Source organism: Streptomyces sp. DSM 116793, assembly GCF_057320905.1.
In genome coordinates, this window is the sequence record NZ_CM170494.1 from 7,397,757 (window position 1) to 7,421,486 (window position 23,730).

Here is a 23,730-nt window from a genome sequence, read left to right on the forward strand (position 1 = left end):
CCTGAATGGAGATCTGATGCACCCCGTCATCACGGCCTCGGTGCCGTTGCTGGAGCCGCCGGGCTGGGCCACGGCGCAGCGTGAGCTGTTCGATCTGCTCGACCACGCCTGGCGGCGCTTCGCCCGGGACTTCACCGAGGCGGACGGGCGGTTGAAGTACCGCGGCCGGCTCAGTTCCCGCGACGGTGCGGACGACTTCTACGAGGTCTTCTTCAACTGGCCGCAGCTCTACCTGCTCGGGGGCCATGACGACCTGCTGCCCGAGTCCGAGCGGCACTGGGAGGGAGTCACCCGGCAGCTGACCGAACTCGGAATGCTCAAGGACGAGTTCGAGCGCGGCTACGACTGGTTCCACCAGGGCGAGAGCCTGTTGCTGTTCTATTTCCTGTGCATGGCGGCTCCCGAGCGGTGGGCCGGACGGGCACGGCGCTTCGCGGACCTCTACGTGGACCCGCGGCACGGCAACTACGACCCCGAGCACCGCATCATCCGGCGGCCGCACAACGGCAGCGACCCGGAGCGGGAGGGCCTGTTCGACGGCGACGCCTACCCCTGGCTCCCCCAGGAGGCCCGGATGTACGGGTACCCCCTGGAGTGGACGCTGCCGGCCGGCGCCGACGACCCGCCGCTCGACCGGGACCCGCGGCTGGGTGAGGAGATGCGCCGGAGAATGGGCTCGGGCGACACCGCGGTGAACCTGTCCGTGGCCGGCCTGGTCCACAACGCCCTCATCCTGACCGGAGAGCAGCGCTACCGCGAGTGGATCACCGAGTACGTCGGAGCATGGCGGGAGCGCGCCGCCGCGCACGGCGGTGTCCTCCCCGACAACGTCGCCCCGGACGGCACCGTGGGCGGCCTGCTGGAGGGCCGCTGGTACGGCGGGCACTACGGCTGGTCCTGGCCGCACGGGTGGTACAGCGTCGGACACGCGGCCGTGGTCGCCGCGCTGGCCGGGGCATCCGCCACGGGTGACGACGCCTACCTGGACCTCGTGCGCCCCGCCCTGGACGAGATCATCTCGCACGGCAAGATCATGGCCTTCGTGGAGGCGGACTCCAGCCTCCAGTCCAAGTGGGCCGTCCAGCTCGGCGAGGACGTGGTCACTCCCACGCTTCATGTGCCCTTCCGGTACGCGGACGGGGGGTGGTTCGACCACAACCCGATGCTGATGGCCGTCCCGATGGCCCTGTGGCACCACTCCGCCTCGACGGCGGACCGGGAGCGCCTCGACCGGCTCCGTGCGGCGAGCGGGTACGACTGGCGCACGGTGCGGGCCTTCCGCAGCAAGGAGGAGGCCGGGCACGAGGAGCCCTGGTTCGCCTTCCTGAGCGGCGACGACCCGGGGTATCCCGAACGCATCCTGGCCGCCGCGCAGGCCCAGGTGCGCCACCGGCTGACCCGGATGGAGCGCTACCGCGGCAGGGACGTGCCCGAGGCCGACATCCACCTGTGGCAGCAGTCGAACCCGGTGGTCACGGAGGCCCTGGTACAACTGACCTGGGGCGGGCCGCAGGTCGTCTACAACGGTGGCCTGCAGCAGGCGCGCGTGCGCTACTACGACGCGGACGCCGAACGCCCGGGTCTGCCTGACTCGGTGGCGGCCCTGGTCTCCCGGATCGACCCGGAGGCCACCGTCGTGGAACTGATCAACCTCGACCCGGCCAAGCGGCGCTCCGTGATCGTGCAGGCGGGAGCGTTCGCCGAACACACCATCCGCACCGTGCAGCACACCCTGTGCGAGGACGCCTCCTGGATCGGCGACCTCTACGACTACGGTCACGGCCAGCCGGCCGTCACCACGGCCACGACCCGGGCCGACGGGCCCTGGCTGCGGGTGGACCTGCCCCGTTCCACCCGGATCCGTCTCACTCTCCGACTGGACCTGCGCACGCGGACACCGTCCTACCGCACTCCGTTCGACGGGGAGAGGGAGTGGGAGACGTCATGACGGGCAGTCCGCCGGAGGCCACCGCCACGCTCTCCGAGATCTGTTTCGGGGCGTCACCGCTGGGCGCGGTGTACGGTGCCTTCGCCGAGCGGGACGGCATCGCCGCCGTGCACACCGCGCTGGACCTCGGCATCACCTGCTTCGACGTCTCGCCGTACTACGGGCAGACTCTCGCCGAGACGGTCCTCGGCAAGGCGCTGCGCGGCGTCGACCGGTCCGGCTATCTCCTGGCCACCAAGGTGGGCCGGTACGGCGACACCACCTTCGACTTCAGCGCCGAGCGGGTCCGGCGCAGCGTGCAGGAGAGCCTCGGACGCCTCGGCACCGACCACATCGACCTGATCCACTGCCACGACATCGAGTTCGGGGACCTGGACCGGATCGTCGAGGAGACGGTGCCCGCCCTGCGCGAGCTACAGGACGCCGGTCTGGTGCGGGCCGTCGGTGTGACGGGGTACCCGCTGCCCGCGCTCGCATACGTGGCCGAGCGCGTGCACGTCGACGCGGTCCTGTCGTACTGCCAGTACACCCTGCAGGACCGGCGCCTGGCCCGCTGGCGGGAGCGCTTTGCGGCGTGCGGTGCGGCGGTGCTCAACGCCGCACCGCTGGCGATGGGCGCACTCACCTTGGGGGGCCCGGCGCCCTGGCACCCGGCGCCCGCGGAAGTCCTGGACGCCTGCGCCGCCGCGGCCGGGCTCTGCCGTTCGCGGGGGGAGGACATCGCGCGTCTCGCCCTCCAGTTCTCCGTCACCACCGGCGGCTTCGCGACCACGATCGTCGGTGCCGCTCAGGCGGAGGAGGTGCGCCGCACCCTCCGGTGGATTCGCGAACCGCTCGACGAGGACCTGCTGCGCGACGTCGAGCACTGTCTGGCACCGGTGCGCGACCGTGGCTGGACCAGCGGACGTCCCGAGAACCAGCACCCAGGAGGACAGCCATGAACCCACCCGGCGCACCGGACAGCGGTGCCGCCCCGGGCCGCCGTACGCCGATCGACTCCCACGTCCACTTCTGGGACCCGCTCCGGCTCGACTACCCCTGGCTGGCCGGGCTCCCCCCGCTCGACCGTCCCTTCACCCCTCGCGACCTCGCCGACGCCACACCGGAGCCGACCGACGTGGTCTTCGTCGAGGCGGGGTGCGCCCCGCACCGGGCGGCCGACGAGATCGCCTGGATCAGGAGCGAGGCGAGTGAGCGGCCGTGGATCCGCGGTGTGGTCGCGCACGCGCCGCTGGAGGATCCCGCCGCGGCGGCCGACGTGCTCCGCGGCTACGCGGACGACCCCCTTGTCGTCGGGGTACGGCGCAACGTCCAGGACGAGCCGGCGGGCTTCACCAGGGACGCGGGCTTCCGCGCCGGGGTGGCGCTCCTCGGCGGGGCCGGGCTCCCCTTCGACGCGTGCGTGCGCGAGCACCAGATGCCGGAGCTGATCGAACTGGCCGAGGCCTGCCCGGACACCGTGATCGTCCTGGACCACCTCGGCAAACCCTCCGCCGACCGCCCGAGCGCCGCCTGGCGGCAGGCGCTGCGCCGGCTCGCGGAGCACGGCAACGTCGTCTGCAAGCTCTCCGGGCTTGCCACCGAGGCCGCTGTCGGCACCGGTCCCGAGCCCATGGTCGCCGTGCTGCGCGAGGCCCTGGAGACCTTCGGCCCCGACCGGTGTCTGTACGGCAGCGACTGGCCGGTGATGACTCTGGCCACCCGGTACGGATCATGGCTCGACCTGGTGCGTACCGCACTCGTCCCCTTCGGGGACACCGCGGCCGACGCCGTCCTGCACGGGAACGCGGCCCGGGTCTACCGGCTCGATCGCGCCGACGCCTCCACCGGGGCCCGGACGCGGAAGGGACCGGCATGAAACGCGTGGCCCAGACGATTCGACTGCGGCCCGAACGCCGCGAGGAGTACCTGGCGCTGCACCGCAGGGTGTGGCCCGGTGTCGAGGCGGCCCTGCGCGCCGCGCACATCCGCAACTACAGCATCTTCCTGCGCGGCGACACCCTGTTCGGCTACTTCGAGTACCACGGCGACGACTTCGCCGCGGACATGGCCGCCATCGGCGACGACCCGGAGACCCGGCGCTGGTGGCAGCTGACCGATCCCTGCCAGGAACCGTGGCCCGACACGGGCACCGGCGGGCAGTGGTCCGACCTGACGGAGATCTGGCACTTGGACGAGGAGACACCCGCGTGACCCTACGACGTGTTGCCTACACCGGGGCCCGGTCCCTGACCGTGGAGACCGCCGAGACCCGACCGCTCCCCGCCGGGCACGTCCGCGTCGACGTCGCCTACACCGGGATCTGCGGCACCGACCTGCACGTCTACCACGGTGCCATGGACGCACGGGTCGACCCGCCCGGTGTGATCGGGCACGAGATGTCCGGACGCATCGCCGAGATCGGCCCGGACGTCACCGGCTGGCGCACCGGTGACCAGGTCACCGTCATGCCACTGGTGCCCTGCGGGCAGTGCCCCGCCTGCCGGGCGGGCCACGACCACATCTGTCACCAGCTGGTCTTCCTCGGCATCGACGCCACGGGATCCATGCAGACGAGCTGGACCGTGCCGGCCACGACGCTGGTCCGGCTCCCGGCGGACCTCCGCCTGGACCACGCCGCGCTGGTCGAGCCCACCGCGGTCGCCGTGCACGACGTGCACCGGGCAGACCTCCAGGCGGGCGAGAAGGCCCTCGTCGTCGGCGGCGGGCCGATCGGACTGCTGATCGCGGTCGTGGCCGGCCGTTCGGGCGCCGACGTCCTGCTTGCGGAGCCCGACCCCTACCGAAGGGCCGTTGCCGAGGACGTGGGCCTGCCCACCCTTGACCCACGGGCCGGGGACGTGGGCGAGAGCATCGCGCGGTGGACCGGCGGCGCCGGCGCGGCCGTGGCCTTCGAGGTCTCCGGGGCCCAGGCCGGTGTGACCACGGCGGTCGATGCGCTGGCCACCCGCGGACGCCTGGTCCAGGTGGCGATCCACCCGGTGCCGAGGGAGATCAGCCTGCACCGCTTCTTCTGGCGCGAACTCACCCTCGTCGGCGCCCGGCTGTACGACCGCGGGGACTTCGAGACGGCGGTGCGGCTGATAGCCGACGGCGAGATCCCCGCGGCGCGGTTGATCTCGCGGATCGAACCGCTCGAACGGGCCGCGCAGGCATTCGAGGCCCTGGAGGCGGGCGGCGGCGTCATGAAGGTACTGATCGACTGCCGCACCCAGGGAGAGGAGAGGCGATGAGCCCCACCGACCCGAGCCGCCTCCCGGCGTTCGATCTCAGCGGGAAACTCGCCGTGGTCACCGGCGCGCGCCGGGGCATCGGCCTGGCCATCGCCGAGGCCCTGGCCGCCGCCGGCGCCGACATCGTGGCGGTCAGCGCGCAGTTGGAGCCCACGGGCAGCGAGGTGGCGGAGCGCGTCACGGCGCTCGGCCGCCACTGCACGGTGCTGCGAGCCGACTTCGCCGACCGCGCGGACGTGGCGCGCCTTTCCACCTCGCTCGGCGACCTGGGCCGGCCGGTGGACGTCCTCGTCAACAACGCGGGCACCATCGCCCGAGCACCGGCCGCCCAGCACTCCGACGCCGACTGGGACCACGTCCTGTCCGTCGACCTCACCAGCCAGTTCACCCTCACCCGCGAGGTCGGACGCCGGATGCTGGAGCGGGGGCAGGGCAAGATCGTGTTCACCGCGTCGCTGCTCAGCTTCCAGGGCGGCATCAACGTGCCCGGATACGCCGCCGCGAAGTCCGGGCTCGCCGGGCTGACCCGAGCCCTGGCCAACGAGTGGGCGGGGCGAGGCGTGAACGTCAACGCGATCGTCCCCGGCTATGTGGCGACCGACAACACCCAGGCGCTGCGGGACGACCCGGACCGGAACGCCGCCATCCTCGACCGGATCCCGGCAGGCCGCTGGGCCAGGCCGGAGGACTTCGGCGGCATCGCCGTGTTCCTCGCCTCCGCTGCCTCCGACTACGTCCACGGGGCGCTGATCCCCGTCGACGGCGGCTGGCTCGGTCGCTGAACCCGCGCGTCCGCACCCGCGGAGCGCATGACACAGCACGGCAGGACGGGTACGCCTGGCCGCGTACCAGCCATGCCCCATGGACGGCGGGCCCCCGCCTCACCGCGAGCCGTGCCGCCGCCTCGCGCGGCCGGCCACCGGTGAGGCGGAGACCTCCACGGGTCCGCCACGGCCGGGACGGAGGACGACACCGCCCGCGCCCCACGGCACGAGCGCTCACCCGGCCCGCACCACACCGGGCTCACCTTCTCACCCAAGGATGCTCATGCTCCGATACCCAAGAACCGCAGTGGCCGCAGTCACCGCGGCTCTCACCGCCCTCACCGCGACGGCGCTGTCCTCGGCTCCCGCCGGGGCCGCGGCCGGCCATACGGCCACGATCGTGGTGGCCCCCGGGGGCAGCGACCGGAACCCCGGCACGGCCGACCACCCGGTCGCCACCCTCACCAGGGCGCAGCACCTCGCCCGCACTCTGTCGGAGACCTCCGACGTCGTCGTGGAACTGGCCGGCGGGACCTACCACCTGACGAAGCCATGGAGGCTCACCAGCGAGGACTCCGGCCGGGGCGGCCACACCGTCACCTGGCGGGCGCTCCCCGGGCAGACACCGGTCCTCTCGGGCGGACAGCGGGTGACCGGCTGGAAACTCAAGGACCAGGCGTCGAACATCTACGTCGCACGGGTGCCGAAGGGCATGGACTCGCGGCAGCTCTACGTGGACGGCGCCCTCGCACCCCGCGCCTCCGTCACCATCTCCCGTGACGACGTCAAGGTGACCCAGTCCGGGCTGACCATCGTCAACCCCGCGCTGAACTACCTCGCGTCGCTTCCGCAGCAGAACCGGATCGAGGTGGAGAGCCAGAACTCCTTCACCGACCGCTTCGCACCTGTGCAGAGCATCAACGGCAGCACCATCACGATGCAGCAGCCGGCGTGGAACAACAACAACTGGGGCTACGACACCCTCGCCAAGCCCTTCGCCGGCGGCACCCTCATGCTGCAGAACTCCTACGCCTTCCTCAAGAACGCCGGGCAGTGGTACCTGGACCCGCAGGCCGGGAACCTCTACTACAAGGCACCCGCCGGGCAGAACCCCGAGGCCAGTGACATCGAACTGCCGCAGCTCACCTCGCTGCTGCAGATCGGCGGCACCTATGACCACCCGGTGCACGACATCGCGGTCCAGGGAATCCGCTTCGAGTACTCCACCTGGCTCCAGCCGGGCACCTCGACGGGCTACGCCGACCAGCAGAACGGTGCGTTCCTGGCCGCCGCCTACCCGCAGCCGGCGGATTTCCTGACGTCCTGCCAGTCGGGCTGCCGGGAGTTCGAGGCGGCGCGCAACGACTGGCACCAGATACCCGCGGCCGTCCAGGTCTCGGCTGCGAGCGGCATCACCTTCACCGGGAACACGTTCACCCATCTCGGCCAGGTGGCGCTCGGCATCGGCAACGACGCCAACGCCCATGCCTCCGGTGTGGGCCTCGGCACGTCCGACATCACCGTCTACGACAACACCTTCTCCGATGACTCCGGCGCGGGCATCGTGGCCGGCGGGGTGCAGCCCGACGCGCACCACCCCTCCAACCCGGCGATGGTGAACAAGAACATCACGATCAAGGACAACCTGGTGACGAAGGTCGCCGAGGACTACAAGGACATGTCCGGCATCCTGTCCACCTACGTCACCCACGCCGTGATCGAGCACAACGAGGTCTCCGACCTCGCCTACGACGGTATCGACGTCGGCTGGGGCTGGGGGGCCAACGACCCCGGTGGCAGCACGGACTACAAGAACCGCGGCCTGTACGACTACCAGCCGGTCTACACCACCCCGACCACCCTCGCGGACACCGTCGTCAGCCACAACCTCATCCACGGCACCAAGAAGGTCTTCCATGACGGCGGAAGTCTGTACAACCTGTCGGCGAACCCCGGCACGATCATGGAGGGGAACTACATCTACGACAACCACAACACGGTGGGCCTGTACCTGGACGAGGGCTCCCGCTATGTGACGATGTCCCACAACGTGATCCAGGACGCCGGGGTGTGGGCGTTCACCAACGCCAGCTCCACCAACAACACCAACGACAACACGTTCTCGGAGAACTGGTACAACACCGGCGCCACCCAGGTGGCCACCGGTGCCCCGCACAACAACGTGCTGAACGGCAACGTCCAGGTGAGCGGCGGTGACTGGCCGGCGGCGGCCCGCCAGGTCATGGACCAGGCCGGCATCGAACCCGGCCTGCGAGCCGCCACGCGGCACTCCGGCCCGGTGCCGGACGGCTCCGCCCCGGGTACCCGGACTCCCTGAACGCACCCGGGGGTCTGCGGTGCGGCCACCGCAGACCCCCGGGCGCGCCATCTCCGCCTTGTGCCCGGGGGCGAGCCGGACAGCGGGCGGACGGCCCTCACGCCGCCTGCCGCACCGACATCACCGCCCACGGCGAGAGCTCGACATCGATCTCCAGCACGCCGTCGTCGGGCACGGTCAGCGTGAAACCGCGGAGTGAGTCGGCGACAGCGCGCAAGTACCTGCTGTCCGTCCGGGACGGGTTGAGGGGCGATCCGAGCTGGTGCCAGGCTTCGGCGACGTTCCCGTGCTCCCAGTCCATGATCTCGACGAGGAACGTGGTCCCCGGCTTGAGTTCACCGATCGAGTGGTGGATCCTCCGGTTCGGTCCCATCCCGGCCAGCGCGCGCGTCGCCGGATACGAGTCCGCCGAGCCGACGGCCCTCATGGCCATCTCATCGGGATAGTTGAAGAACAGCGCTGACACAGCCGATGTCCGGCTGTTCCGGGTCACGACGCCGTCGGACGTCGCGAGGAGCAGTCGGTCACCCAGCCGTTGGAGCATCGTGAAGGCGTGGAACGTGGGTTTGTGAATGCCGGCCTCGTTCACAACACCGAACCCGCCGTGAAACGGTCCGAGCCCGGCCCCACCCTCCTCGAACACGTCCGTGAAGGTCCAGTAGGAGATCGAGTCGGCCAGGGTGGCACATTTGAGGTACGTCCGCGTGATGAACGTCGCCGCGAACAGCGTGTCATGGATGAAGTCGCGGGCGGACGGCGAGGTCGACCACTCCGTGATGTGGATCTCCGCGTCCGGATACGCGCTGTTCGCCACAAGATCACGAAGGACGACCAGGTCGTCGAACGTCGCGTCGACGTATCGGGCGATGTGGACCCCCTGGCCGTCGGCGCCGTACGCGAAATCGGTCGGGTACAGGTGAGTGGAGACGAAGTCGACCGGGAGTTTGCGCTTCGCGCACCAGTCGATGAAGTCCTCGATCCACACCGGACGCCAGTCGAGCGCGTCCACGTCCGACGCGCTGGCCGTCTCGTGCATCGCCGAGCGGTCCTCGACCTCGCCCTTGTAGCGGTCGTCGGGCACGAAGACGCTCGTTGAGGGCCCGCCCACCTTCAATTCTGGATCGATCTTCTTGATCGCCGTCACGGTGTGTTCGTAGAGTTCGAAGTACTCCGTCTTCGTTCCCGTCCAGAAATGCGGAACGAGGTTCGGTTCGTTCCACACCTCGAATCGCCATTCGCGCACCTCCGCGAGACCGTACCGGTCGATCCAGTGCTCGACCGAACGCGTCACCAGCTCGACCCAGCGCGCCATGTCCTTGGGCGGACTGCAGTGCGCACCCCACCAGAACACCGTCTCGTGCACCGTCGCCAACTCGCGTGGCATGAATCCCAGCTCGACGAAGGGGCGGGCGCCGGACTCCAGGATGAAGTCGAACACCTTGTCGACGTAGCTGAAGGTGTACACCGGGGAGGCGAGGGGCGCGCTCGGGCCGAACCCGTGACCATAGCTCTCCCGGTACACGAACATGTCGTCGTGGAAGACGCCGTGGAAGCGGATGTAACGGAACCCGCAGGCATCGACAACCTCGCCGAACTGCTGTTGCCAGTCCGCGCGCAAGGCCTCGTTCGCCCGTCCGGCGCCGACGCACTCCGACCAGATGTGCGGGAGCGGGCTCTCGTCGCGCAGGTCGCCGTCGATGCGGAACCGAGGTTCGCTCAGAGCATCGTCTGTCATCGTCTCACATTCTCTGCGGAGTCGTTTATGGAAGACGGCCGGCTTCACGGCGGTGCCGCCCCTAGCCCTTGACGGCGCCGAGCGACACGCCCGACTGCCAGTACCGCTGCAGACTGAGGAACGCGATGATCAGCGGCACGATCGTCAGCAGGGCCGCCGTGATCACGAGATTCTGGATGAGAGCGCCGTTTCCCGCGGTCGAGCCCAGCTTGTTCCATTCGTTGAGTCCGATGGTCAGTGGATACCAGTTGGGATCCTTGAGCATGATCAACGGAAGGAAGTAGTTGTTCCAGATCGATACGAACGAGAAGAGCAGGACCGTGACGCTTGCCGGTGCGAGCATCGGGAGCGCAATCTGGACGAAGGTCCTGAACTCACCGGCGCCGTCGACCTTTGCCGCGTCGAGCAGGTCCGTCGGCACGGCTTCGGCCGTGAACACCCACATCAGGTACAACCCGAAGGGGTTGATGAAACTGGGTATGAGGACGGCCCACGGGGTGTTGGTGATGCCGAGGTGCGCGAAGAGCAGGAACTGCGGGATCGCCAGGGCGATGCCCGGCACCGCGATCGATCCCAGGATGACGAAAAGGAGTACGCGCTTGCCGGTGAAGTGGAGCTTCGCCAGGGCGTACCCGCCGAGGGCCGCCAGGAAGGTGGACACGGCCGCGCCCACGACGACGTAGACGAGGGTGTTGAGAAGCCACCGGGAGAAAATCCCGTCCTGGTATCCGAACACCGCGACGATGTTGTCCCACAGAGCGAACTTGTGACCGGGCGCGAGCCCGAACGAGGAGACGAAGTCGGCCTGTGACTTGGTTGCGTTGATGACCAGCCACACGAGCGGCAGCAGGCAGTACAGGGCAGACAACCATGTCATGACAGTGAGAGTCACGCTTTTCTTCGGGTTCTCCACGGTGTAGCGGCGACGGTCGCGGGAATGACGAACCGATGTGCCGGAGGTCGCGACGCCGGCCTCGCCCGATTCAGCTCGTGTGCTAGTGATCGAAGGCATTCCTCAGTCCTCTGATCTGGACGGCATAGGCGACCGCGATCGTGATCGCAGCCATCACGAGCGCGAGGGCTGCCGCATAGCCTTGCTGAGATCCCGTGAAGGCCAGGTTGTACGCGTACAGGTTGGGCGTGTAGTGGGTGGTGATGCCGCTGTTGGCCACCATTGACGGCAGGATCTGCGGTTCGTTGAAGATCTGGAACGTGCCGATGATCGAGAAGATGACCGCGATGACCAGGGACCTTCGCAGGGCCGGCAGCTTGATGCTGCGGACCACTCGGAACTCGTTCGCCCCGTCGAGTGCCGCGGCCTCGTACAACTCGCGCGGGACGGCCTTGAGCACGGCGTAGAAGATGAGCATGTTGAAGCCGGTGAACGCCCAGGTCACCATCACCCCGATGGAGATGAGCGTGGTGCTGGGGGCGAAGGGGTCGAGATCCGCGCCCAGAGCGTTGTCGAGGCTGCCGACCAGGCCGTATTTGACGCCCAGCATGAATCCCCACATGAGAGTCGACACGACCGCCGGCACCGCATAGGGGAGGAAGATCGACACCCGCACGAACCTGGTGCCGTGCAGACGCCTGGAGTCCAGTGCCAGGGCCAGCGCCATGGCGAGGATCAGCATGACCGGCACCTGGACGACTGTGAACCAGAAGACCCGGCCCACGCCGTCCCAGAACTGCGCATCGTGGAACAGCTTGGTGTAGTTGGCGAGCCCGGTGAACGTGTTGCCCCCGATGAGCTTCTGCTGGAAGAGGCTGAGATAGCCGGCGTAGACGATCGGCACGACGTAGACGAGCGTGAACAGCAGCCCGAAGGGCGCGATGAACGCCAGTCCGATCTGTTTCCTGCCGCGTTTTCCGGCCGGTGCGCGGTGTTGCGCTGTATGCGACGACATCACAGGGGTGACGTCGAGACGTCCTACGTGGCGCATTCGCGGTGTTCCTTTCGGTGCGTTACCTGGCCCGGGCCGCTTCCTCACGCAGCCCGGACGGGGAACCGCTAGTCCACCTTGAAGCCCTGCTCGTTGCCGTACTTGATCATGCGCTGCTTCCACTCTTCGAGGATTCCGGCGAGCGAGCCTTTGCCCGTGGTGTAGAACTGCGATACGAGGTCGCCGTAGGTCGATCGGGCCCATTCGAAGAACGGCGGGTACTGCCAGTCGCTCGCGACGGTCTTCGAGGCCTGTGCCAGCACGGGGCCGACCTTCTGGTCACCGAAGTACTTGTTGGCCTTGCTCCGGAAGTCCGTGCTCGCCAACACCGACGTGTTCGGCACGAAGGCGCCCGCGTCGACGCGTGACGAGAGGCCGCCGCCGTGCGTGAAGTACTTGAGGAACTTGAACGCCGCGTCCTTGTGCGCGGCGGCAGCCGGGATGCCGAAGCCGCTTCCGCCGTTCTCGGCCCCGACCTCCTCGCCCCTGTGCCACTGCGGCATCGGGGCGACTCTGAAGTCACCGGCGGCCTTGGGCGCGCGCTGCGGCAGTGACGAGGTCAGCCAGCCGCCCATGATCTGCGAGGCGAGAGTGCCGTCGTTGAGCGTGCGGTTCCAGTCGTCAGACCAGGCTGTGACCTTGGTGTTGAGCAAGCCCTCGTCGAGCATCTTCTGCCAGAACGCCACGGCCTTGGTCGTGCCGGGCTCCGTGAAGTCGATGTGCACCTTGTTGCCGCTCACCTTGAACGGGCGACCGCCGGCCTGCCAGATGAGCGAGAGCAGGAAGAAGAGGTCCCCGGTGTCCTGGGCGATGTAGTAGTCGCCACCGAGCGCGCGAACCTTCTTGGCGTCCTTGTAGTACTCCTCCCACGTGGCCGGCGGCTGGTTCACACCCGCCTTCCTGAGAGTGGCCTCGTTGTAGAACATGACCGACGGACCGTAGTCAGAAGGCAGTGCGAAGACCTTGCCATCGACCGTCACGTCGTTCCACGCGGCAGCGATGTAGTCCTTCCTGAGGTTCTTGACGCCGAACTTCCCAAGATCGTCGAGCTTCCCGGGAATGGCGAAGTAGGGCACCGCGAAGTACTCGAACATGGCGAGGTCCGGCACGCCGGAACCGGCCTGGATCGCATTGTCGAGTGCCGTGTACTCGTCGTACGACGAACCGGCGTTGACCACCTTGATCTTGATGTTCGGGTTCGCCGCCTCGAAACCGGGCACGGCCTTCGCGACGGTGTCGTCCCAACTCCAGACCGTGAGGTCGACCTGGTTGTCGCCGCCATCCGCCGGCCCGCTCGAGCAAGCGCCCAGTACGAGCATCAGCCCGAGCGCCGCGGAAAGGGGCCTTGCTTTCTTGCGGAGCCTCATGAGCCGCCTCCTCCTTGAGATGACTCGAAATTTTTTCGCATCATTTTCGGAGCTCGTGGCAAGGTACTCGGCGCTTCTGTACACGTCAAGGATCTTGACGTGATGGACGCGAAGGACGGCACGTGTGTAACGTGCACTGGAGCACGAAAAACTTTCGGAAGCGGACGGAGTCACGATGAGTCAGCGAGCTCGTTCCAAACGAGCCACCCTCGCGGATGTCGCCCGGCTGGCCGGTGTCTCACCGGCGACCGCCTCGAAGGTCCTCAACGGGCGCAGCGACGTGGGGGCGAACACGCGCGACCTCGTCCTTGGTGTCATCGCCGAGCTCGGCTACAAGCCGACGACGGCGCGACAGGATCTGCAGCGGGAGCGGACGCTCGTCACCGTGGTCGACTTCGTCGAGTCCCGCTACGCCGGGACGGTGCTCCAGGGGATCCTCGTGGCCGCGACCGCCGCGCAGGCCGAGCTCCTCCTGCGCCTGCCGCCCGACGACTGGATCGGCACGACCCGTGCGGCGGCCCGTGCCTGGGTCGCGGAGTTGCAGGCGTCCGGCGCCGTCGGCATCGTCGCGCTCGCCGTGGCCGTGCCCGACTCGGTGCTCCTGGCGGCGGAGGACGCGGATCTGCCGGTGGTGACGATCGACCCCATCGACACCACCGACTCGCGTGTCGTCAGCATCGGTTCCACCAACTGGGCGGGTGGTCGCTCGGCGACAGAGCACGTCATCGGGCTGGGCCACCGCAGGATCGCCTGGATCGGCGGCCCGCTGGGTTCCACTCCCTCGGCGGAGCGCTTCCACGGGTACCAGGCAGCGCTGCACTCGGCGGGCATCACGCCGGACGGCGCGCTGATCCGCCACGACGCGTTCTCCGTCGACGCGGGACGTCAGCACGCCCATGACATGCTGGCGCTCCACGATCGGCCGACCGCGGTCGTCGCGGGCAACGACGAGATCGCTGTCGGGGTGCTGGCTGCGGCCAACGAACGCGGTATCACCGTCCCGGGCGATCTGTCGGTTACCGGGTTCGACGACACGCCGCAGGCTCAGTGGACGACCCCCCGGCTGACGTCCGTCGGACAGCCTCTCGTCGGCATGGGCCGGATGGCCGTCGAGACCGCCCTCGGTATGGCGGACGGTGTCCAGCCCGCCTCCCGGCACCTCCAGCTGGCGACCACCCTCAACGTCCGTGACTCCACAGGCCCTGCCGCATGACCTGATCCGCCCACCACCTCGCGTAGTGGTGACCGCATGTCCGGGAGCCATGTCCACCCCGACGGTGTCGCGAACGTGTCACCATCCGCCTGCAGGCCTGCGGGCCTGTGGCGATGCGCTGGAGAAGCCACTGCCCCGTGCCGAGGGTGCGCGTGGCGGGCCGGCCGAATGGCCCGCCACCGAACCGACCCCACCCGGTTCTGGCTGTCCGACCTGCCGGGGTGCACTCGGCCGGGCGGAATCTCCGCCACGCCGACGTCTGCGGAGCTGGCGCTTCCGGCTCTGGTCACGGGGCAGCTCGACCTGCGCTGGAATCGGTCTGCTACGCGGCGATCGTGACGTTCAGGTTCTCAGAGCGACGTGCGGTGTGGAGCGCGGAGGGCAGGCTCGCGACCAGCGCGATGGCGAGGGAGATGCCCCCGAGGGAGAGCAGCGCGGTCGGCGGCAGCGCATGCGCGACACCCGCACCGACGCCCGTCGACCGAGCCACCAGGTTGATCAGGGTGTACGACAGCGGGTTGCCGAGGCCGGCGCCGATCACCACGGCGAACATCACCACGAGTGTGGGGGAGGCGACCATCGTCCCTACGATCTGTGCCGGCGTCAGCCCGATCGATCGGTACGCCCGTATGTCCAGGGAGTGGTCGCGCACAGCGGTGGCGATCGTGGTGAGCAGTTCGATCAGCCCGACGATGCCGAGGACGGTCACGAGCCCGACGATCACCCCCCGCATCGGCGAGAGCTGGAAGGCCACCGGGTCGACGACCGCGCGCACCTCGAACGCGCCCTGGCCCGGGTGGGCCAAGGCACTGCCCAGCCGAGTAACGGCGACTTCGGGGCGTGCAGTGACGCCGTAGACCTGCGGCCGGGTGGCGAGCCCCTGCCTCTGAAGCGTCTCGAAGGGGGCGGAGATGACCCGGCCGCCGTTGTCCGTCTCGATGCTACGGCCGACGATGTGCAGGATGCAGGGCCTACTGCCGACGGTCAGCCGTACCCAGTCCCCTACCGAGGCGTTGAGAGCGTCCAGCAGGCCTTGGCCGCCGACGGCCTCGTCGGGCCGCTTTGGTGCGCGGCCCGCGACCACGGCGAACGGGTAGGGCTTGGCCATGGTGCCGATGCCTCGCAAGGTGACCGAGCCGGTCTGCCCGGGTTCCAGCGCGGCGAGATCGGTCTCGGGGTAGACCGCTGCGACCCCCGGCTCCCTGGCCAGTTCGCGGCGGGCCGTGGCATCGGACAGCCGATCGGGCCGCACGGTGAGTTGGACGGCGCGCCCGACCTGTGCCGGATCATGCTCGATTCGGTCCAGTGTCGCCAGGCAGCTCAGCGCCATCGTGGTCATCAGGATCGGGAGTACGAGGCGCAGGACGGCGGTGGCCGACCGCCCGGGCCGGTTGAGCAGGGTGCGGACGGCGAGGACCAGCGCGACCGGTGTCCTCACCTCCAGAGCGCGTCGAGAGAGCCCGGAGGTCCGGCGGCGGCCCGGCGGGGAAGGCCGGGACGCCGGGACGCCGGGCGGCCGGACGGCCCGGACCGCGGCAAGTACCGTGGCCAGTGAGATCACGAGCACAGTGGCGGCGCAGATGCCGAGTACAGAGGCCGACTGTCCTGGCAGGGCCTGCCACACCTGCATGGCCTGGCCGAGTGATCCGGGCACATCGGCGCCGAGCAGCGCGGTGGCTGCCGCGCCGCCGGCGACGCCCAGAGAGGCGAGGATCAGGTGTTGTGTGAGGAACATGCCGACCACCTGCGACGGGGTGAAGCCGATGGCGCGCAGGACGGCGATGTCGTGAGAGTGGGCCAGTACTCTGCTGACGATGCCACCGGTCACGGCGACTGCGGCTGCCAGCAGGGCGCCGAGCCCGAAGAGTCCGATGAGCAGGCCGAGCAGCTGGTTGTCGCCGGCCGCCTGCGAGCGGGCGTCATACCAGGTCGATATGTTCAGGACCCGGTCCGGGCCGACCAGGGTGACGGCTCGCTGGGCCATGTACGCCGTCTGGCCGGGATCGGACAGTCGCAGCCCGACGGTCTGACCGGCGCGGCCGCCGTGCGCTTCGGCTGCGGCTACGAGGGACGGCGGTGCCCATCCGACCCCCGGCACGCTCGAGGGCGCGTACCCGACCTCGGCCGTCTGGGCCACCCCCACCACGCGCACGGGCACGGGGGTCCGGCCGGCCACCATGGTCAGGCGTTCGCCGGGCTGGGCGTCGAGCGCAGCCGCGACGGACTTCTCGAGCACGACTCCGTCCTTCCCGCCGTCCAGCCAGCGCCCGCTGACCACCTCCGGGCGGCTCACGCTCGGCGGCCGGGCACCGCTGGCCCGCACGGTGAGGTCGGTGCGCCGCCCTGCGTGTTCGGCTACGACGGCGGTTGTGCGGAAGGGGCCGGAGACACCCGAGACGCCGTCCAGCCGCGCCAGAGCGGCCGTGTTGGCCCCTGGCTCGACCCGGAGCCACACCTGCGCGCCGCGGGTGGCGGCGAACAGCCGCTGCCAGGGATCTGCTGCGAGGGCCAGCATGGCGACGGAGAACAGCAGGACGGCTGTGATGCCGCCGACAGCCAGGGTGATGAAGCCGGCCTGGCCGAGGTGGGTGCGCAGATCCGCGAGGGCCCAGCGGGCAACGGCACGCATCGGTCAGTCCATCAGCCGTACGACTGCCTTGGCGGCCGTAGGCCCCACAGGCCGGTCGTCGAAGACGATCTCGTCGACGATTTCACCGTCGAAGATGCTCACCACCCGGTCGGCAGCGCTTGCCACGTTGGCATCGTGCGTCACCATGACGATGGTCTGGCCACGGGCGTGATAACGGCTCAGCAGCTTCAGGACCTCCCGTGTGCCGCGGCTGTCGAGGCTGCCCGTGGGCTCGTCCGCCAGGAGGAGTTCCGGTGTGTTGACAAGGGCGCGGGCCAGTGCCACACGCTGTTGCTCTCCGCCGGCCAGATCACGAGGGGTACTGTCCTCCTTCCCCGCGAGTCCCAACTCGTCCAGCAATTCCCTTCGACGAGCGCGGACTTGCCGAGCCGAGCGCCCGGCCAGCAGACCCGCCAGTTCGATGTTGTCCGCGGCGGTGAGCGTCGACACGAGGTTGAAGAACTGGAACACGACGCCGATGTGGCGTCGGCGCAGTGCGGCCCGCCGAGTCTCGCCCAACTCGTCGACCCGGTGCCCCTCCAGCCATATGTGGCCGCTGTCCGGTCGTTCCAGCCCGGCCAGCAGGTGCAGGAGCGTGGACTTGCCCGAGCCGGAGGGGCCTGTCACGGCGACGAACTCGCCCCGGGCCACGCGCAGGTCGAGGCCCCGCAACGCCGACGTGCGTACACCGCCGCCGTCGGATGGGCGCGACCCGCTGGGAGAGTAGGTCTTGACGAGTCTGCGCGCCACGAGAATGTCCGGGCGTGGGGCCGGGGTATCGTCGCGGCTCATTCCAACTCCTCCTGGCATCGTTCCAACCAGTCCAGATCGGCCTGAAGATGCAGCATGGCACCCTCGATGAGCAAGTGCCCGATCCTATTGTCACGGTCTTCGCCGGCGGCGAGCCGCGACAGGTCCCGCATGAGGTTCAGGTAGTGGCGACGCTGCTTGTTGATCAGGCCGATCTGATCGCCGAGACCGCTGTCGGAGGCCAGGGCGAGTTTCATGAAGAACTCGTCGCGGAGCCTGGGCTCGTCCGAGACATCCTCGAACCAGGCAGCAACGGCTTCCCGGCCGGCCTCGGTCAGTTCATAGGTCCGCTTGTTGGGTCGCCTGCTCTGGGCCACGTCCTTGCCGCTGACGAGCCCGCCACGTTCCAGCCGCCCGAGGGTGACGTAGATCTGCGCCATGCTGGGGCGAGGGTATGCGGCGCCGAACAACCTCTCAAGGGCCAGCTTGAGCTCGTAGCCGTGGGCTGGCCCCTTGGCCAGGAGCGCCAGCAGAGCGAAACGCATGGGGCGCTCATCCTCCTCAGGCCCAGGTGCGGTCCTCCGCGTGATCCTCAGTCGTATCCGGTCGTGCAACGCGCACTCCGGACCCCTAGTATCCCGTACGCGTGACACAGGCACCGTACGCCCGGGCCACGGCCTGCTGACGTCGGCTCTCATGGAGGAGGCAGGCATGCGCTGGACACGTGCCGCAGGAAGGCTCCTGATGACGGCTGTCGTCGTCGTGGCGGGATACACGGGGACAGGCGTGGCAGCCCACCGCGCCGCTGCCAGAGGCCCCATCACCCTGGCGACCGGCCGCGACCTGACCGGGTACCTCCAGCGGGTACTGAGCGGATGGAACCGCACCCACCACGGGGAGCACGTGACCCTGGTCCAGCTGCCCGAGGCGACGGACGAGGTGCGGGCCCAGATGGAGGAGAGCCTGCGGTCGGGGAGCTCCCGGTTCGACGTGCTCAACATCGACGTCGCCTGGACCGCCGAGTTCGCAGGTGCCCATTGGATCGCCCCGGTCGACCGACGCACGCTGCCGCTGGACCGGATGCTGCCCAATGTCACGTCCACATCCGAATACCAGGGCCGGCTGTACGCCGCGCCCTACACAACCAATGCCGGGCTCCTCTACTACCGCACGGACATCCTGGCCAAAGCGGGCGTACGGCCTCCGCGGACCTGGGCCGAGCTCGAACATGACGCGTCCGTGATCGCACCGCACTACGGGTTGGCCGGGTACGCGGGACAGTACCTGCCGTACGAGGGTCTCACGGTGAACGTGGACGAGGCCGTGATGTCGGCGGGCGGGTCGCTGCTGACCCCTGACGGCCGGGGGGTGGCCGTCGACAGCCCCGCCGCCTTGCGGGGGCTGGACTTCCTGGTGCGCGGCCTGCGCGAGGGCTGGATACCCCGCGCCGCCCTCTCGTACAAGGAGGAGGAATCCCGGAAGGCGTTCCAGAGGGGCAAGCTGCTCTTCCTGCGCAACTGGCCCTACGTGTACGGCCTCGCCTCCGGCCATGACTCCCCGGTCGCGGGCCGGTTCGCGGTGGCCCCGCTGCCGGGGCCCGGCGGTCCCGGCGTCAGCGTGCTCGGGGGCTCCAGTCTCGCGATCAACGCACAGTCACGGCACCCGGCTACCGCCGCGCGACTGCTGTCCTATCTCACCAGTGAGGCCGTGCAGCGCGAGGTCCTCACGCGGGGGTCACTGCCCCCGGTCTGGGCAGGACTGTACAACGATCCGGACCTGATCGACCGCTACCCCTACCTGCCGGTCTTGAAGAAGAGCGTGGAGCGGGCCAGAACCCGCCCGCAGAGTTCGCGCTACGACCAGATATCGCTGGCCGTCTCGGCGATCGCGGGCGACGTGCTGCGTGGCCGGACCAGCCCTGCCGCGGCGCTGGGCCGGCTGCGCGGCGAACTCCGAAGTGTTCTGCGTCGTGAGGTTAACGGTTAACTAATCATCTGAGGGTGTCGAGGAGTAGACCCTCACCCGGATGACGCCGTACGCCCGTGTGTGCCAGGTAGCTTCCGGGAGTGCACCCCCACTGAGCAGCCCCTATGGTGTGGAGCTGGGCTAAGGAAGCGCGGCCAGGCTTTCCACCGCTGCAACACCATTGACATCGAACGTCCAGCCGTTGCTAACGTGTTAACCATAACGGCGGACATCTACTGGACCGCCGATGCCAAAGTTCCCTTTGGGTCCGAAGGTGGTGTGTGGTGTCCACGACGTTGCCTATGGCACGGGCGCCGAAGCCCTTGACACCGGAAGCAGGCCCGGCCGCGTCGCGGCCGTGGTGGCGCGATGCCGTTCTCTACCAGGTCTATGTCCGTAGCTTCCTGGACAGCACGGGTGACGGCGTGGGCGACCTGGCCGGTGTGCGTGCCGGCCTGCCCTACTTGCGCAAACTCGGCGTCGACGGGGTCTGGCTGAGCCCCTTTTACCCCTCTCCGCAGCATGACCACGGCTACGATGTCGCCGACTACTGCGACGTCGACCCGGTCTACGGCGACCTGAACGAGTTCGACAGGGTGGTCGCGACGGCCCACAGGCTGGGCATGCGCCTGATCATCGACATCGTTCCGAACCACTGCTCCGCCGAGCATCCATGGTTCACGGCCGCGCTGGCCGCCGGCCCCGGCAGTGCAGCCCGCGGGATGTTCCACTTCGCCGACGGCAGGGGGCCGAACGGCGACCAGCCGCCGAACAACTGGCACTCCATGTTCGGCGGTCCGGCCTGGTCGCGGATCACCGAGGCCGACGGGCGGCCCGGGCAGTGGTACTTGCACATGTTCACCCCCGAGCAGCCCGACCTCAACTGGCGCGATCCTCGGGTGAGCCACTCCTTCGAGCGGGTGCTGCGCTTCTGGCTGGACCGCGGGGTGGACGGTTTCCGGATCGATGTCGCCGCGGGCCTGTTCAAGCACCCGGACCTGCCCGACTCCCTGGATCCCGAGGCCGACGAGCGCGCCCGCGACTCCGTCAACCCCCTTGCGTGGAACCAACCGGAAGTACACGGAGTCTGGCGTCGCTGGCGGTCGATCTGCGAGGAATACACCTGCCGCGATGGCAAGGAGCGCTTGCTGGTCGGCGAGGTCTCCGTACCTACGGCGTCCGATCAGGCCGCCTACGTCCGTCCCGACGAACTGCACCAGGCCTTCTTCTTCCACCTCCTGAGCGCTCCCTGGAACGCCGAAGTCTTCCGCGCAACCGTCACCTCGGCCTTGCAGGACATCGCAACGACGGGCTCCACGGTCACCTGGGTGCTCAACAATCACGACCAGGTACGTTCGGTGACCCGCTACGGCAATGAGTCGGCGGTCCAGGGAACGCAACGGGCCCGCGCCGCTGCCCTGCTGATGCTCGCCCTGCCCGGCGCTGCCTACCTGTACCAAGGTGAGGAGCTGGGGCTGCCCGAGGTCGTCGACCTCCCGGACGAGGTCCTCACCGATCCGATCTTCCGACGCACCGGGAGCCGGCTGCGCATCCGCGACGGCTGCCGGGTCCCGCTCCCGTGGTCCGGCCACATGTCCCCCTTCGGCTTCACCGCCGAAGGCAGCCCCAACCGGCCCTGGCTCCCGCAGCCCGAGTGGTTCGCCGAGCACACCACCGACCGGGAGCTGCTGGACACCGGTTCCTTCCTTCACCTCTACCGCGACGCCTTGCGCCTGCGCTCCCAGCTACCCCAGCTGGGGGACGGGTCACTGACGTGGATCGAGTCGCCGCCGCAGGTGCTGGCCTTCGAACGCGGCGACGGGTTGGTGTGCGCCGTCAACTTCGGCGACCAGCCGGTGCCGGCACCGGTTCCCGGAGTTGCACTGCTGTCGAGTCGGCCAATGCCGCCAGGCATCCTCGACGGCGACACTGCGGCTTGGTGGATCCACGATTCCTGACCCTGCGGCGCCCAACGCAGCGGCACTTCGGACGAGCCGAGCCCCGCGCCCCAGGAGCGGCCCGGGCGTTCCACGCCCCCCACCCACCCGAACAACCAGGAGAGAGGCGATTCCTTTGCAAACGGCAACGCTACCGGAGGACCAACAGGCGCCTGATGTCATCAGGAGTCTCATCCCGGCGCGCATCGACCGCCTGCCGTGGTCGCGCTTCCACACGAAACTCGTTCTGGCACTCGGGGTGGCCTGGATCCTCGATGGCCTGGAGATAACGCTCGCCAGCGTGGTGAGCAGCATCCTGACCAAGCCGGATACGTTGAACCTGTCCGCCACGGCGTCGGCTGCGACGGCGACGGTGTACCTCGTGGGACAGGTCGTCGGGGCGCTCGTCTTCGGCCGTATGTCGGACAAGCTGGGCCGCAAGAACCTGTTCGTCCTGACGCTCGCTGTGTACCTGGTCGGCAGCGGACTGACCGCGGCCACCGCTGGTGCCGGTGCCGGCTGGGTGGTGTTCCTGTACGCCACCCGGTTCATCGCAGGCATGGGCATCGGTGGTGAGTACGCGGCGATCAACTCGGCGGTCGACGAGCTCATCCCGGCGCGTTACCGGGGCCGAGTGGATATCGGGATCAACGGGACGTACTGGGCCGGTGCGATCGGCGGCACGCTCCTCCAACTGGGTATCTACAACGAGTTCATCGCCACCAATCCGGGCCTGGCCTGGCGGGTCGGCTTCCTGATCGGCCCGGTGCTCGGCCTGGTGATCATCTATGTTCGGCGCAACCTGCCGGAGAGCCCTCGATGGCAGATCATGCACGGCAGGGCGGACGAGGCGGAGCGGTCCATCGCGTACATCGAGCAGCAGGTGAGGGACTCCGGACGCACCCTCGCCCCCGTCGACGAGGCGAAGGCGCTGGAGATCAAGCCGGCGGGCCGGTCGGGCTACCTGACGCTGCTGATCGTGCTCTTCAAGCGGTTCCCCGGACGCTCCGTCTACGCCCTCGGGCTCATGATGACCCAGTCGTTCCTCTACAACGCGATCTACTTCACGTACGCGATCGTACTGGGGGTGTTCTTCAAGGTCCCCGACGCGAGCATTCCGCTGTACGGGCTTGCCTTCGCCGCCGGCAACCTCCTGGGTCCGCTCGCCCTGGGCTGGCTGTTCGACACCGTGGGCCGCAAGAAGATGATCTCCGGAACCTATCTCTTGTCCGGCTTCCTGCTGCTGGTCAGCGGGTTTCTCTTCAAGATGGGCGACTTGACCGCCGTCACCCAGACCGCCGCCTGGGTGATCATCTTTTTCTTCGCATCCGCCGGTGCCAGCGCCGGTTACCTGACGGCCAGCGAGATATTCCCGCTGGAGGTGCGTGCACAGGCCATCGCGGTGTTCTTCTCCATCGCCCAGATCGTCGGCGCCCTGGCCCCGCTCTTCTATGGCGCGCTGATCAACAAGGACCATCCCAACACGACGCACCTGTTCATCGGGTACACCGTCGGAGCGGTCCTGATGATCGTCGGTGGGCTGATCGCCGCGATGCTGGGTGTGGCCGCCGAGGGCAAGTCCCTGGAGGAGATCGCGACGCCACTGTCCGTAGTGCGCAAGGTCGCCAAGTCCACCGAGGAGAGCGTCGGAAACCGGCCGCCCGCTGACAAGCGGAGCCCACTCGCTGAGTGAGGACAAGGTCGCATCGCGCCTGATCGTCCCCCTGGTCCTCTGAGGTAGGGATCCGATGAAGATGTCCAGGGCTTCCTGCCTCGTGCGGGTGCACGTGGCAGCGCCGCCATCGACGCGTTCTTCGCGCCGCCGTGGCCCCGGGCGGCCGGCAACAGCCCGATCCCGGCTTGACGTCCCAGACATGTCCCAGAGATGCCGCCGCACCCCCGTCTGAC

General features: G+C 68.9%; 18 protein-coding genes. 11 read left to right on the plus strand and 7 right to left on the minus strand.

Features of this window, described 5'->3' with window-relative positions; all coding sequences use genetic code 11:
* Window positions 1–16 precede the first annotated feature (16 nt).
* The 7 genes from ACSMXW_RS29105 (at window position 17) to ACSMXW_RS29135 (ending at window position 8,283) form a co-directional block, all read left to right on the plus strand.
* Complete coding sequence (locus ACSMXW_RS29105) at window positions 17–1,948, plus strand: DUF8034 domain-containing protein (protein ID WP_485800662.1); 1,932 nt, start codon at window positions 17–19, stop codon at window positions 1,946–1,948.
* Window positions 1,945–2,889, plus strand: a complete 945-nt coding sequence (locus tag ACSMXW_RS29110) for an aldo/keto reductase (protein ID WP_485800664.1) — start codon at window positions 1,945–1,947, stop codon at window positions 2,887–2,889. The genes ACSMXW_RS29105 and ACSMXW_RS29110 overlap by 4 nt, the downstream gene beginning before the upstream one ends.
* Window positions 2,886–3,806, plus strand: coding sequence for an amidohydrolase family protein (locus ACSMXW_RS29115; protein ID WP_485800666.1), 921 nt, complete (start codon window positions 2,886–2,888; stop codon window positions 3,804–3,806). Before ACSMXW_RS29110 ends, ACSMXW_RS29115 begins: the two co-directional genes overlap by 4 nt.
* Complete coding sequence (locus ACSMXW_RS29120; protein WP_485800668.1) at window positions 3,803–4,141, plus strand: L-rhamnose mutarotase; 339 nt, start codon at window positions 3,803–3,805, stop codon at window positions 4,139–4,141. The genes ACSMXW_RS29115 and ACSMXW_RS29120 overlap by 4 nt, the downstream gene beginning before the upstream one ends.
* Window positions 4,138–5,181 carry a zinc-dependent alcohol dehydrogenase gene (locus ACSMXW_RS29125; RefSeq protein WP_485800670.1) on the plus strand — a complete coding sequence of 348 codons (1,044 nt, stop codon included), beginning with the start codon at window positions 4,138–4,140 and terminating at the stop codon, window positions 5,179–5,181. Before ACSMXW_RS29120 ends, ACSMXW_RS29125 begins: the two co-directional genes overlap by 4 nt.
* The gene (locus ACSMXW_RS29130; RefSeq protein ID WP_485800676.1) at window positions 5,178–5,963 is read left to right on the plus strand and encodes an SDR family oxidoreductase; all 786 of its coding nucleotides are present in this window, start codon (window positions 5,178–5,180) and stop codon (window positions 5,961–5,963) included. The genes ACSMXW_RS29125 and ACSMXW_RS29130 overlap by 4 nt, the downstream gene beginning before the upstream one ends.
* Window positions 5,964–6,252: 289 nt before the next feature.
* On the plus strand, window positions 6,253–8,283 hold the full coding sequence (locus ACSMXW_RS29135) for a right-handed parallel beta-helix repeat-containing protein (RefSeq protein WP_485800680.1): 2,031 nt from the start codon (window positions 6,253–6,255) through the stop codon (window positions 8,281–8,283).
* A 97-nt stretch (window positions 8,284–8,380) separates the two neighbouring features.
* On the opposite strand, the gene ACSMXW_RS29140 is transcribed toward ACSMXW_RS29135, so the two are convergent.
* The 4 genes from ACSMXW_RS29140 to ACSMXW_RS29155 all read right to left on the minus strand — a co-directional run bounded on the left by ACSMXW_RS29140 (window position 8,381) and on the right by ACSMXW_RS29155 (window position 13,328).
* Complete coding sequence (locus ACSMXW_RS29140) at window positions 8,381–10,018, minus strand: GH39 family glycosyl hydrolase (protein WP_485800682.1); 1,638 nt, start codon at window positions 10,016–10,018, stop codon at window positions 8,381–8,383.
* A gap of 61 nt (window positions 10,019–10,079) precedes the next feature.
* Window positions 10,080–11,030, minus strand: coding sequence for a carbohydrate ABC transporter permease (locus tag ACSMXW_RS29145; protein WP_485800684.1), 951 nt, complete (start codon window positions 11,028–11,030; stop codon window positions 10,080–10,082).
* Window positions 11,014–11,925 carry a carbohydrate ABC transporter permease gene (locus ACSMXW_RS29150; RefSeq protein ID WP_485808380.1) on the minus strand — a complete coding sequence of 304 codons (912 nt, stop codon included), beginning with the start codon at window positions 11,923–11,925 and terminating at the stop codon, window positions 11,014–11,016. The genes ACSMXW_RS29145 and ACSMXW_RS29150 overlap by 17 nt, the downstream gene beginning before the upstream one ends.
* A 104-nt stretch (window positions 11,926–12,029) precedes the next feature.
* A complete protein-coding gene (locus tag ACSMXW_RS29155; protein ID WP_485800686.1) occupies window positions 12,030–13,328 on the minus strand; it encodes an ABC transporter substrate-binding protein in 1,299 nt (432 codons plus the stop codon).
* A 175-nt stretch (window positions 13,329–13,503) separates the two neighbouring features.
* Here ACSMXW_RS29155 and ACSMXW_RS29160 point away from each other — a divergent pair, with 175 nt between their 5' ends.
* The gene (locus tag ACSMXW_RS29160; RefSeq protein WP_485800688.1) at window positions 13,504–14,541 is read left to right on the plus strand and encodes a LacI family DNA-binding transcriptional regulator; all 1,038 of its coding nucleotides are present in this window, start codon (window positions 13,504–13,506) and stop codon (window positions 14,539–14,541) included.
* A gap of 322 nt (window positions 14,542–14,863) precedes the next feature.
* Here the strand turns inward: ACSMXW_RS29160 and ACSMXW_RS29165 are convergent, their stop codons facing one another.
* Genes ACSMXW_RS29165 through ACSMXW_RS29175 form a run of 3 tightly spaced genes read right to left on the minus strand, consistent with a single transcriptional unit; the run spans window position 14,864 to window position 18,465 of the window.
* Window positions 14,864–17,170: an ABC transporter permease gene (locus ACSMXW_RS29165; RefSeq protein ID WP_485800690.1), complete on the minus strand. Its 2,307-nt coding sequence runs from the start codon at window positions 17,168–17,170 to the stop codon at window positions 14,864–14,866.
* A 3-nt stretch (window positions 17,171–17,173) separates the two neighbouring features.
* Window positions 17,174–17,962 carry an ABC transporter ATP-binding protein gene (locus ACSMXW_RS29170; protein WP_485800691.1) on the minus strand — a complete coding sequence of 263 codons (789 nt, stop codon included), beginning with the start codon at window positions 17,960–17,962 and terminating at the stop codon, window positions 17,174–17,176.
* On the minus strand, window positions 17,959–18,465 hold the full coding sequence (locus ACSMXW_RS29175; RefSeq protein WP_485800692.1) for a PadR family transcriptional regulator: 507 nt from the start codon (window positions 18,463–18,465) through the stop codon (window positions 17,959–17,961). The genes ACSMXW_RS29170 and ACSMXW_RS29175 overlap by 4 nt, the downstream gene beginning before the upstream one ends.
* 166 nt (window positions 18,466–18,631) lie before the next feature.
* Here ACSMXW_RS29175 and ACSMXW_RS29180 point away from each other — a divergent pair, with 166 nt between their 5' ends.
* From ACSMXW_RS29180 to ACSMXW_RS29190, 3 genes are all read left to right on the plus strand, one after another.
* Window positions 18,632–19,906: an ABC transporter substrate-binding protein gene (locus tag ACSMXW_RS29180; RefSeq protein WP_485800693.1), complete on the plus strand. Its 1,275-nt coding sequence runs from the start codon at window positions 18,632–18,634 to the stop codon at window positions 19,904–19,906.
* A gap of 281 nt (window positions 19,907–20,187) precedes the next feature.
* Window positions 20,188–21,843 carry a glycoside hydrolase family 13 protein gene (locus tag ACSMXW_RS29185; RefSeq protein ID WP_485808382.1) on the plus strand — a complete coding sequence of 552 codons (1,656 nt, stop codon included), beginning with the start codon at window positions 20,188–20,190 and terminating at the stop codon, window positions 21,841–21,843.
* Between the two features lie 115 nt (window positions 21,844–21,958).
* Complete coding sequence (locus ACSMXW_RS29190) at window positions 21,959–23,515, plus strand: MFS transporter (RefSeq protein ID WP_485800694.1); 1,557 nt, start codon at window positions 21,959–21,961, stop codon at window positions 23,513–23,515.
* The last annotated feature ends 215 nt before the right edge of the window (window positions 23,516–23,730 follow it).